The sequence below is a fragment of the Sphingomonas gellani genome (assembly GCF_900110035.1).
GTDB lineage: Bacteria > Pseudomonadota > Alphaproteobacteria > Sphingomonadales > Sphingomonadaceae > Sphingomonas > Sphingomonas gellani.
Genome location: NZ_FOCF01000001.1, coordinates 462,120 through 477,272 on the forward strand (window position 1 = coordinate 462,120; position 15,153 = coordinate 477,272).

Consider the following 15,153-nt stretch of genomic DNA (forward strand, 5'->3'; position numbering starts at 1 on the left):
GGCGTGATGTCCGACGTTCCCGCGACACCGCTGCTCGACACCGTCCAAACCCCCGACGACCTGCGCAAGCTTCCGCCGGATCAGCTGCAACAGCTGGTCGACGAGCTGCGCGCGGAGACGATTTCGGCCGTGGGAACCACCGGCGGTCACCTGGGATCCGGCCTGGGCGTGGTGGAGCTGACCGCGGCGATCCACTACGTCTTCAACACGCCTGACGACCGGCTGATCTGGGACGTCGGCCACCAATGTTATCCGCACAAGATCCTGACGGGTCGCCGCGACCGAATCCGGACGCTGCGCCAGGGTGGTGGCCTGTCCGGCTTCACCAAGCGGGCGGAAAGCGAATACGACCCGTTCGGCGCGGCGCATTCGTCCACGTCCATCTCCGCCGCGCTCGGCTTCGCGATCGCCAACAAGCTGTCCGATGCGCCGGGCAAGGCAATCGCGGTGATCGGCGACGGCGCCATGTCGGCGGGCATGGCCTACGAGGCGATGAACAACGCGGAGGCGGCGGGCAACCGGCTGGTCGTCATCCTCAACGACAACGACATGTCGATCGCGCCGCCGGTCGGGGGGCTGTCGGCCTATCTCAGCCGCATCGTGTCCAGCCGCGAGTTCCTGTCGGTACGTGAGCTGATGAAGAAGCTGGCCAGGCGTCTGCCGCGCCCGTTCCACCACGCCGCACGCAAGACCGACGAGTTCGCGCGCGGCATGACGATGGGCGGCACGCTGTTCGAGGAACTGGGCTTCTATTATGTGGGCCCGATCGACGGTCACAATCTCGACCACCTGATCCCCGTCCTGGAGAATGTCCGCGACGCGGAAGAGGGGCCGATCCTGGTCCATGTGGTCACCAAGAAGGGCAAGGGCTACGCCCCGGCCGAGGCGGCGGCCGACAAGTATCACGGTGTCCAGAAGTTCGACGTCATTACCGGAGCTCAGGCCAAGGCGCCGCCCGGACCCCCGCAATATCAGAACGTGTTCGGTGAAGCGCTGGCGCGGGAGGCGGAGTCCGATCCGCGCATCTGCGCGATCACAGCCGCTATGCCGTCCGGTACCGGGCTTGATCGATTCGCTGCGGCGTATCCTGATCGGTTCTTCGACGTCGGAATCGCCGAACAGCATGCGGTGACCTTTGCCGCCGGGTTGGCGGCGCAGGGCCTGCGCCCGTTCTGCGCGATCTATTCGACCTTTCTTCAGCGCGCCTACGACCAGGTCGTCCACGACGTCGCCATCCAGAACCTGCCGGTGCGGTTCGCGATCGACCGGGCCGGGCTGGTGGGTGCCGATGGTGCGACACATGCCGGGTCGTTCGACGTTACCTATCTCGCGACGCTGCCGAACATGGTGGTGATGGCCGCGGCTGACGAGGCGGAGCTGGTGCACATGGTGCACACCTGCGTCCTGCATGACTCCGGGCCGATCGCAGTACGCTATCCGCGCGGCAACGGCGTCGGGGTCGAGACGCCGACGGAGGCGCAGCGGCTGGAGATCGGCAAGGGTCGACTGGTGCGAGAGGGCAAGACGGTTGCCATCCTGTCGCTCGGCACCCGTCTGGCGGAGGCGTTGAAGGCGGCCGACCAGCTGGAGGCGAAGGGCCTGTCGACCAGCGTCGCGGACCTGCGCTTCGTGAAGCCATTGGACGAGGCGTTGATCCGCCGGATGCTGACCAGCCACGAGGTGGCCGTGACGATCGAGGAGGGTGCGATCGGCGGCCTCGGCGCGCACGTCCTGACCATGGCGTCGGACGAGGGCCTGACCGATGGCGGGCTGAAGATCCGCACTCTGCGCCTGCCTGACCTGTTCCAGGATCAGGACAAGCCGGAGGTGCAATATGCGGATGCCGGCCTGGACGCGGACGGCATCGTCCGCACCGTCCTGACCGCGCTGCGCCACAACAGCGCCTCTCTGACGGAGGGGGCCCGCGCCTGAGCCTGCGCGCCGCGCCTGAGGTGCGGCAAGCCGCTTAGCCGGAACAGGACGCGTGGCGTGTGCGTAGCGCAAGTCATGCCTTCTCCCGTCCTGCTCTGGCTACGCCAGGACCTGCGCCTTCGCGACCAACCCGCCCTGATTGCCGCCGCCGAGCAGGGGCCGGTGATCCCGGTCTATGTTCTTGACGACGAGACGCCCGGCGAGTGGCGCATGGGTGGTGCGCAACGCTGGTGGCTGCATGGCAGCCTGAGCCGGTTGTCCGAAGCGCTGGAAGCCCGCGGAAGTCGTCTGATCCTTCGGCGCGGACCGGCGGTGTCCGTATTGCAGAACCTGCTTGCCGAAACTGGGGCGTCGCGCGTTCATGCGATCCGCCATTACGAGCCTTGGTGGCGCGATGCGGAGGCGAAGCTGGGCGAGGCGCTATGCCTGCATGAGGGCAATCACCTCCGCCGGCCGGACTCTGTGACCACGGGGTGCGGCGGGGCGTATCGGGTGTTTTCAGCATTCTGGCGCGCGCTGGAGCAATCGCTGCCCCCGGCCGGACCACTGCCGATGCCGGCGACGATCGCGTCACCGGACGCGTGGCCGGTCAGCGACACGCTGGAGGATTGGGCCCTGCTGCCCCACGCTCCAGACTGGGCCACCGGGTTCGATTGGCAGGCGGGAGAGGATGCGGCGGACATTGCCGCGCGGGCCTTCACCGACAAGGTGTCCCAGTACGAGAACGCCCGCAACCTGCCGGCCGAACAGGGTACGTCACGTCTGTCGCCGCACCTCCACTTCGGGGAGATATCGCCCGCGACGCTGTGGCACATGATCGGCCCGGCGCCCGAGGCCCTCAAGTTCCACAAGGAACTGGCGTGGCGCGACTTCACGTCCGGCCTCGTGGCCGCGATGCCCGACTATGCCGAGAGGGCCGGGCGCCCGGCGATGGACACGCTCCCGTGGCGGACCGGCGCGTCGGCTCAGGCCGACCTGCGCGCCTGGCAGCGGGGCATGACCGGGTATCCGATCGTCGACGCCGGCATGCGGCAGCTCTGGACCACGGGATGGATGCACAACCGCGTCCGCATGCTGACCGCCAGCTTTCTGGTGAAGCACCTGCTGATTGACTGGCGCGAAGGAGAGCGGTGGTTCTGGGACACGCTGGTCGATGCGGATTACGGAAACAACGCCGTGAACTGGCAATGGGTCGCGGGGACCGGCATCGACGCCAACATGTTCAGCCGCATCATGGCGCCACTTTCGCAGTCGGAGAAGTTCGACGCAGACGATTATATCCGCCGCTGGGTGCCCGAACTGGCCGGCATCGCCGATCCCGCGATCCACGATCCGGACGCGCATGGTGTACGTCCGAGCGCCTATCCGGCCAAGATCATCGGTCATCGCGAAGCGCGTGAGCGGGCGCTGGCGGCCAATCGCAGGCGGTAGCCCCTTTTCACCCGTGCCGGCCTTGGGCATGGGCCGCGCGATGATGGGGTGGGCATGATGATGAACGGCGCGGCGGCCTGGTTGGGGCGGCGCATATTGGACCGGATCGACGCCGGCTTGGCGGCGGGCGCTATCGAGGCGGTGCTGCCGGACGGGACGTCTCGACCGGTCGGTGGTGCAGGCGACGGTCCCGTTGCGCGGATCACGCTGCATCGCTGGCGCGCGTTGACCCGTCTGGTCACGGCCGGATCGATCGGCTGGTATCGCGGCTGGGAGGATGGCGACTGGTCCAGCCCCGATCCCGTTCCGATCTTCGACCTGTTCATGCGCAACCGCGCGACGCTGGGCGATGTCGGTCGCTCGGGCGGCCCACGCCGGTGGATCGCACGGCTGCGGCATTGGAAGCGCCGCAACCACCCGAGCCAGGCGCGCGCCAATATCGAGGCGCATTACGACCTGGGCAACGACTTCTACGACGAATGGCTCGACCCGACGATGAGCTATTCCAGCGCGATCTTCGCCGAACCGGGCGAGCCGTTGGAGGCAGCGCAGCGGCGGAAGGTGGATGCGTTGCTCGACAGGCTGGACCTGACGGACGGCGACCGCCTGCTGGAAATCGGATGCGGCTGGGGCTTCTTGGCCGAACAGGCGGCACGGCGGGGAGCGCGCGTCGAGGCGCTTACCCTGTCGCAGGAGCAGAAGCGTATCGCGGAGGAACGGCTGGCGGCGGCGGGCCTGACCACCAGGGCGACGGTCACGATCCGCGACTATCGCGACGCATCCGGAACCAACGACGCGATCGCCAGCGTCGAAATGGTCGAGGCGGTCGGAGAGGCGTACTGGCCGGCCTATCTCGACGCGATCGCGCGATGCCTGAAACCGGGTGGACGCGCGGCGATCCAGTTCATCTCGATCGATGACGCCATCTTCGACGCCTATGCCGGCAATGTCGACTTCATACAGCGCTACATATTTCCCGGCGGCATGCTGATCTCCGAACCCCGATTTCGCGCGCTGGCGGAGGTACGGGGGCTTCGCTGGACGGATCGGCACGGCTTCGGCGCTGACTACGCCGAGACGCTGCGGATCTGGCGAGAGCGTTTCGATGCGGCGGATCTCGAGGGGCGCCTGCCGACCCGGTTGGATGCGCGCTTCCGTCGCATGTGGCGCTTTTACCTGATGTACTGCGAGGGCGGCTTTCGCGGGGGCGGCATCGACGTGGCGCAGGTGACGCTGGTCAGGCAAAGCTAGGCTTTCGCCCGGCGGCAGAGGGGGTTAGCAGGCGCCGGGGCAGGGGGAGAATTCAGTGATGTGGCGGTATGTGGCGGGCGCGGCTGCGGCGTTGTTGATGGTGGCTGCGGGGCTTGTCCTGTTCAACGCGCGGGCCAAGCCCGACCCGCTGTTGCCGCCCCAACCGATCTTGCGCCCGCAGGCAGCCGTCGCGGAGGCGCAGGACGCCTTGCCCGACACGGTGGCGGAAGCGCCGGCGCGCACGCGCGAACAGAAGCGGTTCGACCGGTACGACAAGGATCGCGACGGCCGCGTGACGCGCGAGGAATATCTGGTTCAGCGGCGCAAGGCGTTCGCGAAGCTGGACAAGAACGGCGACGGACGCCTGTCCTTCGACGAATGGGCGGACAAGACGATCACCAAGTTCACGACCGCGGACGCCGACAAGTCTGGCGCGATGTCGCGGCAGGAGTTCGCCACCACCGCACCGAAGCGCAAGGCAAAAGCGCGGGTCAATTGCCCGCCCCCGGCGGCCGCGCCCCGCGACGAGGACAGCTGACGCGGCTAGGCCAGCGCCGCCATCCACTCGCCCAGCGCCGCGCGTCCACGATCGGTGTACATGCGCTTGCGATCCGCCTTTTTCGTTCGACCCTCGATGGGTGGGAACAGGCCGAAATTGACGTTCATCGGCTGGAACGTCTCCGCCTCTGCATCGCCGGTGACATGCGCCAGCAGTGCGCCCAGCGCGGTTTCGCGCGGTGGCGAGGTAAGGGGCCGCCCGGTCAACTCCGCGGCGGCGAAGCGTCCGGCCAGCAGGCCGATCGCCGCACTTTCCACATAGCCCTCGCACCCGGTGATCTGTCCGGCGAAGCGGACCGCGGGGCGCGACTTCAGCCGCAATTGGCGGTCGAGCAACTCGGGCGAGCGGATAAAGGTGTTGCGATGCAACCCGCCCAGCCTGGCGAATTCCGCATTCTCTAGCCCCGGAATGGTGCGGAACAGGCGGACCTGCTCGGCATGTTTCAGTTTGGTCTGAAAGCCGACGATATTCCACAGCGTGCCGCTGGCATTGTCCTGCCGCAACTGCACCACGGCGTAGGGCCAGCGTCCCGTGCGCGGGTCGTCCAGCCCGACACCCTTCATCGGGCCGTAGCGTAGCGTATCCACGCCGCGCTCCGCCATGACCTCCGCCGGCATGCAACCGTCGAAATAGGGGGTGTCGCGCTCCCACTCGCGAAACTCGGTCTTCTCCCCGTCCATCAAACCCTGATGAAAGGCGATGTACTGGTCCTTGGTCAGCGGGCAGTTGATATAGTCGCTGCCGCCACCCTTGTTCCAGCGTGACTGAAACCATGCGGTTTCCATGTCGATCGACTCGCGATGAACGATCGGCGCGATAGCGTCGAAAAAGGCGAGGGAGTCGCGGCCGGTCTCCGCGCCGATCGCGCCGGCCAGTCCCGGCGCGGTGAGTGGGCCGGTGGCGATGATGGCGGGGCCGTCCGGCAGGGCGTCGACCCGCTCGCGCACCACGGTGATGTTGGGATGCGCGGTCAGCGTCCGGGTCACGCCCTCGGAAAATCCGTCGCGATCGACGGCCAGCGCCGACCCGGCGGGCACGCGGTGCCGGTCGCCCTGGCTCAGGATGACCGACCCGAGCGCACGCATCTCCTGATGCAACAAGCCGACGGCGTTCGCCTCCGCATCGTCGGAGCGGAAGCTGTTGGAGCAGACCAGCTCCGCCAGCGAGTCCCCATGATGCGCGGCGGTCGCATCGCCGCCGCCGCGCATTTCCGACAGGCGGACTTTCAGCCCAGCCTCGGCAAGCTGCCATGCGGCTTCCGACCCGGCCAGCCCGCCGCCGATCACGTGAATGTCATGCATGGCCCGCGCCATGGCCGCTCTCGCCGCGACGCGCAACCAGCACGGCTGCCGGTGTCAGCCGGTGACCGGCAACCGCACCTGTCCCTGGTCGTCCCGCTCCAGCGGCGAATAGGCCACCACCGTGTCCAGCCGCAGCGGCGCGTAGAGATGCGGGAACAGCGCACCACCGCGCGACTCTTCCCATTTCAGCGTCTCGCCTTGCGCCTCCAGATCGACGGCCGCGATATGCAGCTCGTCCTGACCGGAGAAGTGCTTGTCCACCGTTTCGGTCAGCTGGTCGGCGGTGGACAGGTGGATGAAGCCATCCTTCACGTCCACGGGCGATCCGGCAAAGCTGCCCTCATGCTCCAAGGCCTGCATCTCGGCGGCGGTCAGCACCTTGTAGGCGGTGACGGGCTTGTCGGTGTCGCGCTGGCTCATGCGTCATCTCCCGTTTCGTCCACGGCTTCGTCCATCGTCTGCGAACCGGTGCCGTCATCGACCACCAGCTGGTCCTCGGCGGCGATGGCGGGCGCCTCGCCACGTTCCTCCGCGACGATCGCCTCCGCCTCGTTCTCCGGCTCCTCCTCTTCGTCGATCCGGGCGGCGGAGACGACATGCTCGGCATTGGCAACGTCGAACAGCCGCACGCCCTGCGACGAACGGCCCGTAACCCGGGTGTCGCCCACCGACATGCGGATCAGCTTCGCCTGATTGGTGACCAGCATCAGCTGTTCGCCATTGTGGGCGGGGAAGCTGGCGATCACCGGGCCGTTGCGGTCGGAGGACATGATGTTGGTGATGCCCTGGCCGCCGCGACCGGTGCGGCGATATTCGAACGCCGAGGTGCGCTTGCCATAACCGTTGGCGGTGACGGTCAGGATGAACTCCTCCGCCTCCTGCATCGCGGCCATGGTCGCGTCGTCCAGCGTCGCCTCACGCTCGCCTTCCTTCCACGGCGCGGCGCGCAGGTACTTGTCGCGGGTTTCGGTGTCGAACGGCACACCCTTCAGGGTGGACAGCGAGATCACCTCGTCGCCATTGCCCAGGCTGATGCCGCGCACGCCGGTGGAGGTGCGGCTCTGGAACTCGCGCACATCGGTGGCGGCGAAGCGGATCGCCTTGCCGCACTTGCTGGCGAGGAGCACGTCATCGTCCTCGGTCAGCAGCGCGACGCCGATCAGGCGATCCTCGTTGCCCTCGTCGAAGCGCATCGCCAGCTTGCCGTTCGACGGGATGTTGGCGAATGCGTCCATGGAATTGCGGCGCACGGTGCCGTTCGCGGTCGCGAACATGACGTGCAGCTCGCCCCAGCGCGCCTCGTCCTCGGGCAGCGGCAACACCGTGGAGATCGTCTCTCCGGGGCCGAGGGGCAGCAGGTTGACCATCGGCCGGCCGCGCGTCGCCGGCCCGCCCTCCGGCAGGCGCCATACCTTCATCCGGTACACCTTGCCCGCCGTGGAGAAGAACAGCACGGGGGTATGGGTGGACGTGACGAACAGGTTGGTGATCGCGTCCTCTTCCTTGGTCGCCATGCCCGCGCGGCCTTTGCCGCCGCGACGTTGCGCGCGGAACGTGTCGAGCGGGGTACGCTTGATATAGCCCTGCACCGTTACGGTGACGACCATGTCCTCGCGCTCGATCAGGTCCTCGTCCTCGATCCCCTCCGCCGCGGCGGCGATCTGGGACCGGCGAGGGGTCGCGAACTGATCGCGGATGGCGCGCAACTCGCCGCGCATCACCTCGTACAGCTTGGCGCGGTTGGCGAGAATCTCGAGCAGTTCGGCGATGGAGGCGGCGAGCTGTTCCAGCTCCTCGCCGATCTCGTCCCGGCCCAACGCGGTCAGGCGATGGAGGCGGAGATCCAGGATCGCGCGGACCTGCGTCTCGGACAGACGATAGGTGTCGCCGAGAGCCTCGCTCTCCACCGCCTCGACCAGCCGCAGATAGCTGGCGATCTGATCGATCGGCCACTCGCGATCCAGCAAGGCCTGGCGGGCGGCGGCGGGGCTGGCGGACCCGCGGATGATCCGCACCACCTCATCCAGGTTGGTGACCGCGATGACCAAGCCAAGCAGGATATGGGCGCGGTCGCGCGCCTTGTTCAGCTCGAACTTGGCACGCCGGGTGATGACCTGTTCGCGGAACTGGACGAAAGCCTGAATGATGTCGCGAAGGTTGAGCAGTTCCGGCCGGCCGCCACGGATGGCGAGCATGTTGGCCGAAAAGCTCGACTGCGCCGGGGTATGCCGCCACAGCTGGTTCAGCACCACCTCCGGCGTCGCGTCGCGCTTCAGGTCGATGACGATGCGAACGCCCTCGCGGTTCGACTCGTCGCGTATGTCGCTGACGCCCTCGATCCGCTTGTCCTTGGCCGCTTCGGCGATCTTCTCGACCAGCCCGTTCTTGCCGGTCTGGTAGGGAATTTCGGTCAGCACGATCGACCGCCGGTCGCCGCGTGCTTCCTCGACCACGTGGCGCGAGCGCACGATGATCGACCCACGGCCCGTGTTGTAGGCGGAGCGCGCGCCGGCGCGGCCGAGGATCAGCGCGCCGGTCGGGAAGTCGGGACCCGGCACGATCTCCATCAGTTCGTCGGCGGTGATCGCGCCGTTGTCGATGTATGCCAAGCAGGCGTCGATCACCTCGTCCAGATTGTGCGGCGGGATGTTGGTCGCCATGCCGACCGCGATGCCGCCGGCGCCATTGACCAGCAGGTTGGGAAACTGCGCAGGCAGGACCTGCGGCTCACGTTCCGACGCATCGTAGTTCGGCTGGAAGTCGACGGTATCCTTGTCGAGATCGTCGAGCAGGTAGTTCGCCGCCTTTGCTAGGCGCGCTTCGGTGTAGCGCATCGCGGCGGGCGGGTCCGGGTCCATGGAGCCGAAGTTTCCCTGACCGTCGATCAGCGGCACCCGCATCGACCAGTCCTGCGCCATGCGGGCCAAGGCGTCGTAGATCGCGCTGTCGCCGTGCGGGTGATATTTACCCATCACGTCACCGACGATGCGGGCGGACTTGCGATAGGGCCGTCCGGCGACAAAACCGCTTTCGGCGGCGGAGAACAGGATGCGCCGGTGCACCGGCTTCAATCCGTCACGCACGTCGGGGAGTGCGCGCGCGACGATCACGCTCATGGCATAGTCGAGATAGCTCGACTTCATCTCGTCGACGATGGAGATGGGTGCGATATCGGGAGTATCGGCGAGGGTGGTCGTCTCGTCGGCCAAAACTGAACTTTCAAGATAGGGGGATCGGGACCGGTGTAGGCCCACGGAACCCGGATGTCACGCGCGCGTACGCGTGCGCGCGGGCAGCGAAGATGGTCTGGCGCGGGGAGGGGTGGCGCTAGGGCGTGATCTCGCTGCCGTCCCAGGCGAACAAGCGGCCGCTGTCGGGGGCCTTCAACCCGTCGATCACATCCAGCAGCTGCACGGCCGCGCGGTCCGCGTCGAACAGCTGGTCGCCGTGCACGTTCGATTGGAAGGGGCGGGACAGGCGCGTGTCGACGGTGCCCGGATGCAGGCCGACCACGATCGACCGATCGTTGCGCCGTTTCTCCTCGACGGCCAGCGTGCGGACGAACTGGTTCAACGCCGCCTTTGCCGCGCGGTAACCGTACCAGCCGCCCAAACGGTTGTCCCCGATCGACCCGATGCGGGCGGACAGCACAGCGAAGACGCAGCGACCCGATCTCGGCATGAGCGGCAGGAAGTGCTTGGCGACCAGCGCGGGTCCGATCGCGTTGACGGCGTACACGCGTGCCAGCCAGTCCGCGTCCAGTTCGCGCATCGCCTTTTCGGGACCACGATCCCCGTCGTGCAGCAGGCCGGTCGCCACCACCACCAGGTCCGGCGTGGCGCGCAGTCCGGCAGCGGCGGCGGCAATGCTCCCCTCGTCCGTGATGTCGAGGTCGGCGCGGGAGAAGCCGCGCACCGCCGTTCCCTCTTCCTCCAGCGCCCTGACCAGCGCGCCGCCGATGCCGCCGCCCGATCCGATCACGACCGCGTTCATGGCCGCACGAACCGCCAGCGATCGTCGTCGCTGCCATCGGCGTCGAAGCGATAGCCGTCCGCATCGAACCCGCGCATGTCGTCGATCTGCGTGATCCGGTGCTCGACCAGCCACCGGGCCATCGCGCCGCGTGCGCGCTTGGCGTGGAAGGACACGAACTTCGCCTGTGGCCCCTCGCGGAAATCGATCCCGATGATCCGCACCGTCGCGGGGAGCCGGCCGTCCACGGCGGCCCAATATTCCTGGCTGGCCAGGTTCAGGACGATGCCGGACCCTTCCTCCTCCAGATCCCGGCGCAGCAGATCGGCAACCCGATCGTCCCACCAGTCGGTCAGCTTGGTACGACGCGGCGCCCAGTGGGTGCCCATCTCTAGCCGATACGGCCTTATCGCATCCAGCGGGCGCAGCAGGCCGTACAGCCCTGACAGCAGGCGCAGGTGATCCTGCGCGAAGGTCACGGCCGGCTCGTCCAGCGACCAGGCGTCCAGGCCGCTGTACACGTCCCCGGCAAAGGCGAACATCGCGGCCCGCTCCGGCGCGTCCGGGAAATCGCGGAAACGGTCCGCGTTGAGCTTGGCCAGCGCCGGACTGATCTTCATCAGTTCGGACAGGCGCTTCTGCGTCAGGTGCGACGCCGCCTTCGCCAGTGTCGCCGCCTCTTCCTCGAAACGGGGTCGGGTGGGTGTCAGCGGCGGCAACGGCGTGTCGTAGTCCAGGGTCTTTGCGGGGGAAAGCAGCGCGATCATCGTCGCGGCGACTAGACGGATGCCGATCGCCGATCAATCGACGTTCAAGCCACTTGCCCGAGGAACCGGATGGCGGCTGGTCGCTTGAACACGGATCGACCCGGTTATAGATGCCGGCCGCACCCCCTTTCGGCCATGGCGCCGCCCAGGAGAGAAATCCTTATGAAGTCCCCGATGGCATCCATGTCCAAGCTCGCGCTCGCCGCGGCCCTGTCGGCCGGTATCGCAGCGCCCGCGCTGTTCGCGCCTGCCGCGGCCGCCAAGAAGGAAGAAGCCAAGCCCGGTTACAAGCTGAGCCCCGCCGTGCTGAAGGTGGCGAAGCCCGCGCAGGACGCGTTGCAGGCCAACGACCTCGCCACCGCGGAGACCAACATCGCCGCGGTCGAGGCCGGCGCGAGCACCGACGACGACAAGTATGTCGCCGCCGCGCTGCGTTACGACCTGGAACAGCGCAAGCTCGCCGCCGCGCAGCAGGCGAACCCGAATGCCGCGCTCGACGAGACGAAGCTGGCCGGCCCGCTGGCGACGCTGTACGCCAGCCCCAACACCGCGCCCGATGCCAAGGCTCGCTACGCCTATCGCCTCGGCGCGCTGAACTACAACAGCAAGAAGTATGCGGCAGCCAACCAGTATCTGCAGCAGGCGCAGCAGCTGGGATACAAGGACCCGAACCTGCCCCTGTTGCTCGTCAAGTCGAAGATCGAGGGCGGTGACGTGAAGGGTGGCCTGGCCGACCTGTCGACCGTCATCGAGCAGACCAACGCCAGCGGCCAGAAGGCGCCGGAGGATTATTATCGCTACGGCATCAGCCGCGCCAATGCCGCGAAGCTGAACCCGGAGACGATGACCTGGCTGACCCGCTACGTCCAGGCGTATCCGACCGCCAAGAACTGGCGCGACGTGGCGATCATGTTCGGACTGCAGCAGGGCTCGATCGCGACGCTGGACAAGGATCAGAAGCTGGACGTGTACCGCCTGCTCCGCATGGCGAATGCGCTGGCCGACCAGGCGCACTATCTGGACTATGCGCAGACCACGCGCGATCGTGGCCTGCCGGGTGAGACGGTGGCCGTGGTGCAGGAAGGTATCGCCAAGGGCAAGGTGCCGAACGACGCCAACACCAAGGCATTCCTCGCCACCGCCACCGCCGCCGCCAAGGCGGAGGGTTCGCTTTCCGGCCTGGAGGCGAAGGCCAAGTCCGCGGCGGACGGCAAGCTGGCATCGCAGACCGGTGACGGATATCTGGGGCAGGGCAACTGGACCAAGGCCGCGGAGCTGTACCGGCTTGCCCTGTCCAAGGGTGCGGCGAACGCGGACGCGGTGAACACGCATCTGGGCATCGCGCTGACCCATGCCGGTGACAAGGCCGGTGCGCAGGCGGCGTTCGCAGCGGTGAAGACGCAGCCGCGTGCCGACATCGCGGCACTGTGGACTGCCTATCTCAACCAGTCGGCAGCGTAACTGAACACGGAGCGGGCAGGGTCTTCCTTGCCCGCTCCCTTTGCCGTCAATCCACCTGCACCGGGATGCCGGGGATCGACTTGGCAGTGCGGATGGTCAGGGACGTCTTGACGCTCGCTACATTGGGGGCGGGCGTCAGGTGCGTGGTCAGGATTTCCTGAAAGCTTTTCAGGTCCGGGGCGACGATCTTCAGGATGAAGTCGATCTCACCATTCAGCATGTGACATTCGCGGATCTCGGCGATGGAAGCCACATGCGTCTCGAACGCGGCCAGATCGTGTTCGGCCTGACTGCGCAGCGATACCATCGCGAACACCGTGATCGGGTATCCGAGCTTCCCCGGATCGAGTTCGGCATGATAGCCCCGGATCGCACCGGCTTCTTCAAGCGAGCGCACGCGCCGCAAGCAGGGCGGCGCCGTCAGTCCGACACGTTCGGACAGTTCCACATTGGTCATGCGCCCGTCCTCCTGCAACAGGGAGAGGATGTGGCGGTCGATGTGGTCGAGTGACATGATTTTAAGTCCGGCGAAGATGCGTGCGTGGATAGCCGCTGGCACTATCAGATAATTGCAGGAATACGCAATTGTCCCACATTGCGACGCCGGGAAAATCGCCGGTTCCTCTCCGCCGATCTGCCGCGTAAGAAGCGACGGCGAACGGGATCATCCCGCTCTCCGCTACGGGATCATGTCCGCACGTGCGCTTCGACGACAGCCTGAAGACCGTTTTGTCGTCGGACATGTCGACCGGCTTCGGCGCGACGGCCGCATGGCGACAGTTGGTCGATCTGGTGGGACGGGGGCGTGTCACCTCGGACGATGCCGCGATTGCGCGCCTGCGTGTGCTTCGGCAGTCTGTGCCGACGGCGGTGAGGTCGGCGAGTGCGCGCGGACTGGCTTATGCACGACCCGACGAACGGCTGGTCGCCTTCTTCGCGGAAGATGATCTGGCGATCGCCGCGCCGGTGCTGCGGACTGCCGATCTGGACGCGGATGCGTGGCTCTCGATCCTGCCGGCCTTGACCCCGCAACAGCGCGCGGTCCTCCGTCACCGTCGCGACCTGCCCCCGGAGACGGTGCGGGCGCTGAGCGCGTTCGGCAGCGTCGATTTCGTACTGGAGGACGGGACGCCGCAGCCGCGGGCACCCATTCCTCTCGCCGTGCCTGCTGCCCCAGAAATGCCCAGCGTGCCGAATGCGCCGTTGACCGAGACGCCGTTCGTGGCGCTTGGCGATGTAGCGCGCGGGCTGCCGCTGGTCGCCGAAGCGTTCCGGCAGGCGACGCCCGACCTGATGCCGGTGCCGCCGGTTCCGACGGAGCCCACAGGCTACGCGATTTCCGATCTGGTCGCGCGGATCGACGCGTTCACCCGTCAGCGCGAGGACGGACGGCCGTCCGACGCACCGGAGGCCGCGCCATCCGTGCCCGCCGCGACGTCGTTCCGGTTCGAAACCGATGCGAAGGGGATCATCCGCTGGACCGATCCGACCGCACGGCCGGTACTGATCGGGCTGTCGATCGCGGCAGCGGAAGAAGGGATCGTGCAGGTCGATGGCGCGGTCCTGGGCGCTTTCCGCAGGCGGACCCGCTTTTGCGATGCCCGCCTGGAGGTCGAGGGTTCGTCGCCGCTTGCAGGATCGTGGCGGATCGGAGGAGCGCCGGCGTTCGAGGAATCCTCGGGCCGTTTCATCGGCTTTGTGTGCAGTGCGCGCCGGCCGCGCGCCGACGAATCCGCGGATCGCGCCGACCGCCGCCGTCCAGGCGGCGAGTCGCTTCGCCAGCTCATGCACGAATTGCGCACACCGACGCATGCCATCGCCGGCTTCGCCGAGTTGATCGAGAGCGAGTTGCTCGGGCCAATCTCTCCCACTTACCGCGCGCGTGCAGGCACGATCCGCGCGCATGCCGCCGACCTGCTCGCCACGATTGAGGATCTGGACACCGCCGCCAGGATCGAAGGCGACGCGCTGGAACTTCGCCCAGCCGCAGTCGCGATCGAGCCGATCGTCCGCGACATCCTCGCCGACCTGCAACCGCTCGCCGCGTTGCGCGGTACGGTGCCCCTGCTTTCGGTCGCGCCCGATCTGCCAGCGGCCAGCGGTGACGCGCGTGCCGTGGAACGCGTCATCGCCCGCCTGCTCGCGACCGCGATCTCCAGCGGCGCATCCGGCGAACGGATCGGCGTCGACGTCGCGGGGGCCATCGGCGGCGTGAGTATCGCCATCGATCGACCGCGCGGACTGAGCGGCGTGCCCGACGGGGAGGATGCACTGCTGACCCTGGATGACGTGACGCCGGTCGGAGAATTGATGGAGGGGGTGCACGGCGTCCCATTGCTCGGCGCCACATTCGCGCTGCGCCTGGCGCACAATCTGGCGCGCGAACTGGGCGGCGCCCTGACGGTCGGCCCAGATCGCTTGACATTGCGCCTTCCCGCCGCCGTAGATCACGTCATGGGGCAGACGACGACCATCTGAC

General features: G+C 67.4%; 12 protein-coding genes. 6 read left to right on the forward strand and 6 right to left on the reverse strand.

The features are described 5' to 3' along the window. Positions 1 to 6 precede the first annotated feature (6 nt). The 4 genes from dxs to BMX37_RS02405 all read left to right on the forward strand — a co-directional run bounded on the left by dxs (position 7) and on the right by BMX37_RS02405 (position 5,152). Positions 7 to 1,932 (forward strand): 1-deoxy-D-xylulose-5-phosphate synthase, encoded by a 1,926-nt coding sequence (gene dxs / locus BMX37_RS02390; protein ID WP_093663849.1) that lies wholly within the window; start codon positions 7 to 9, stop codon positions 1,930 to 1,932. Positions 1,933 to 2,007: 75 nt separating this feature from the next. Beyond that, the gene (locus BMX37_RS02395) at positions 2,008 to 3,363 is read left to right on the forward strand and encodes a cryptochrome/photolyase family protein (RefSeq protein WP_093663850.1); all 1,356 of its coding nucleotides are present in this window, start codon (positions 2,008 to 2,010) and stop codon (positions 3,361 to 3,363) included. 54 nt (positions 3,364 to 3,417) lie between these two features. Continuing rightward, positions 3,418 to 4,614, forward strand: coding sequence for an SAM-dependent methyltransferase (locus BMX37_RS02400; RefSeq protein WP_093663851.1), 1,197 nt, complete (start codon positions 3,418 to 3,420; stop codon positions 4,612 to 4,614). A 58-nt stretch (positions 4,615 to 4,672) separates the two neighbouring features. Further along, positions 4,673 to 5,152 (forward strand): EF-hand domain-containing protein, encoded by a 480-nt coding sequence (locus tag BMX37_RS02405; protein ID WP_093663852.1) that lies wholly within the window; start codon positions 4,673 to 4,675, stop codon positions 5,150 to 5,152. A gap of 5 nt (positions 5,153 to 5,157) precedes the next feature. Here the strand turns inward: BMX37_RS02405 and trmFO are convergent, their stop codons facing one another. The 5 genes from trmFO to yaaA all read right to left on the reverse strand — a co-directional run bounded on the left by trmFO (position 5,158) and on the right by yaaA (position 11,213). After that, on the reverse strand, positions 5,158 to 6,474 hold the full coding sequence (trmFO, locus tag BMX37_RS02410; protein ID WP_244501346.1) for a methylenetetrahydrofolate--tRNA-(uracil(54)-C(5))-methyltransferase (FADH(2)-oxidizing) TrmFO: 1,317 nt from the start codon (positions 6,472 to 6,474) through the stop codon (positions 5,158 to 5,160). 54 nt (positions 6,475 to 6,528) lie between these two features. Further along, positions 6,529 to 6,894, reverse strand: a complete 366-nt coding sequence (locus BMX37_RS02415; protein ID WP_093663854.1) for a DUF952 domain-containing protein — start codon at positions 6,892 to 6,894, stop codon at positions 6,529 to 6,531. Then, positions 6,891 to 9,683 (reverse strand): DNA gyrase subunit A, encoded by a 2,793-nt coding sequence (gyrA, locus tag BMX37_RS02420; protein WP_093663855.1) that lies wholly within the window; start codon positions 9,681 to 9,683, stop codon positions 6,891 to 6,893. Before gyrA ends, BMX37_RS02415 begins: the two co-directional genes overlap by 4 nt. Before the next feature lie 118 nt (positions 9,684 to 9,801). Then, positions 9,802 to 10,467: an SDR family NAD(P)-dependent oxidoreductase gene (locus tag BMX37_RS02425; protein ID WP_093663856.1), complete on the reverse strand. Its 666-nt coding sequence runs from the start codon at positions 10,465 to 10,467 to the stop codon at positions 9,802 to 9,804. Then, a complete protein-coding gene (gene yaaA / locus BMX37_RS02430) occupies positions 10,464 to 11,213 on the reverse strand; it encodes a peroxide stress protein YaaA (protein ID WP_093663857.1) in 750 nt (249 codons plus the stop codon). Before yaaA ends, BMX37_RS02425 begins: the two co-directional genes overlap by 4 nt. Before the next feature lie 174 nt (positions 11,214 to 11,387). On the opposite strand from yaaA, the gene BMX37_RS02435 reads away from it, so the two are divergent. After that, positions 11,388 to 12,674, forward strand: coding sequence for a hypothetical protein (locus BMX37_RS02435; protein WP_093664247.1), 1,287 nt, complete (start codon positions 11,388 to 11,390; stop codon positions 12,672 to 12,674). A 46-nt stretch (positions 12,675 to 12,720) separates the two neighbouring features. Here BMX37_RS02435 and BMX37_RS02440 read toward each other — a convergent pair whose 3' ends face one another. Then, positions 12,721 to 13,188, reverse strand: a complete 468-nt coding sequence (locus BMX37_RS02440) for an Lrp/AsnC family transcriptional regulator (protein ID WP_093663858.1) — start codon at positions 13,186 to 13,188, stop codon at positions 12,721 to 12,723. Positions 13,189 to 13,373: 185 nt separating this feature from the next. Between BMX37_RS02440 and BMX37_RS02445 the strand changes: the two genes are divergently transcribed. Next, complete coding sequence (locus BMX37_RS02445; RefSeq protein WP_244501347.1) at positions 13,374 to 15,152, forward strand: sensor histidine kinase; 1,779 nt, start codon at positions 13,374 to 13,376, stop codon at positions 15,150 to 15,152. Position 15,153: the final 1 nt, after the last annotated feature.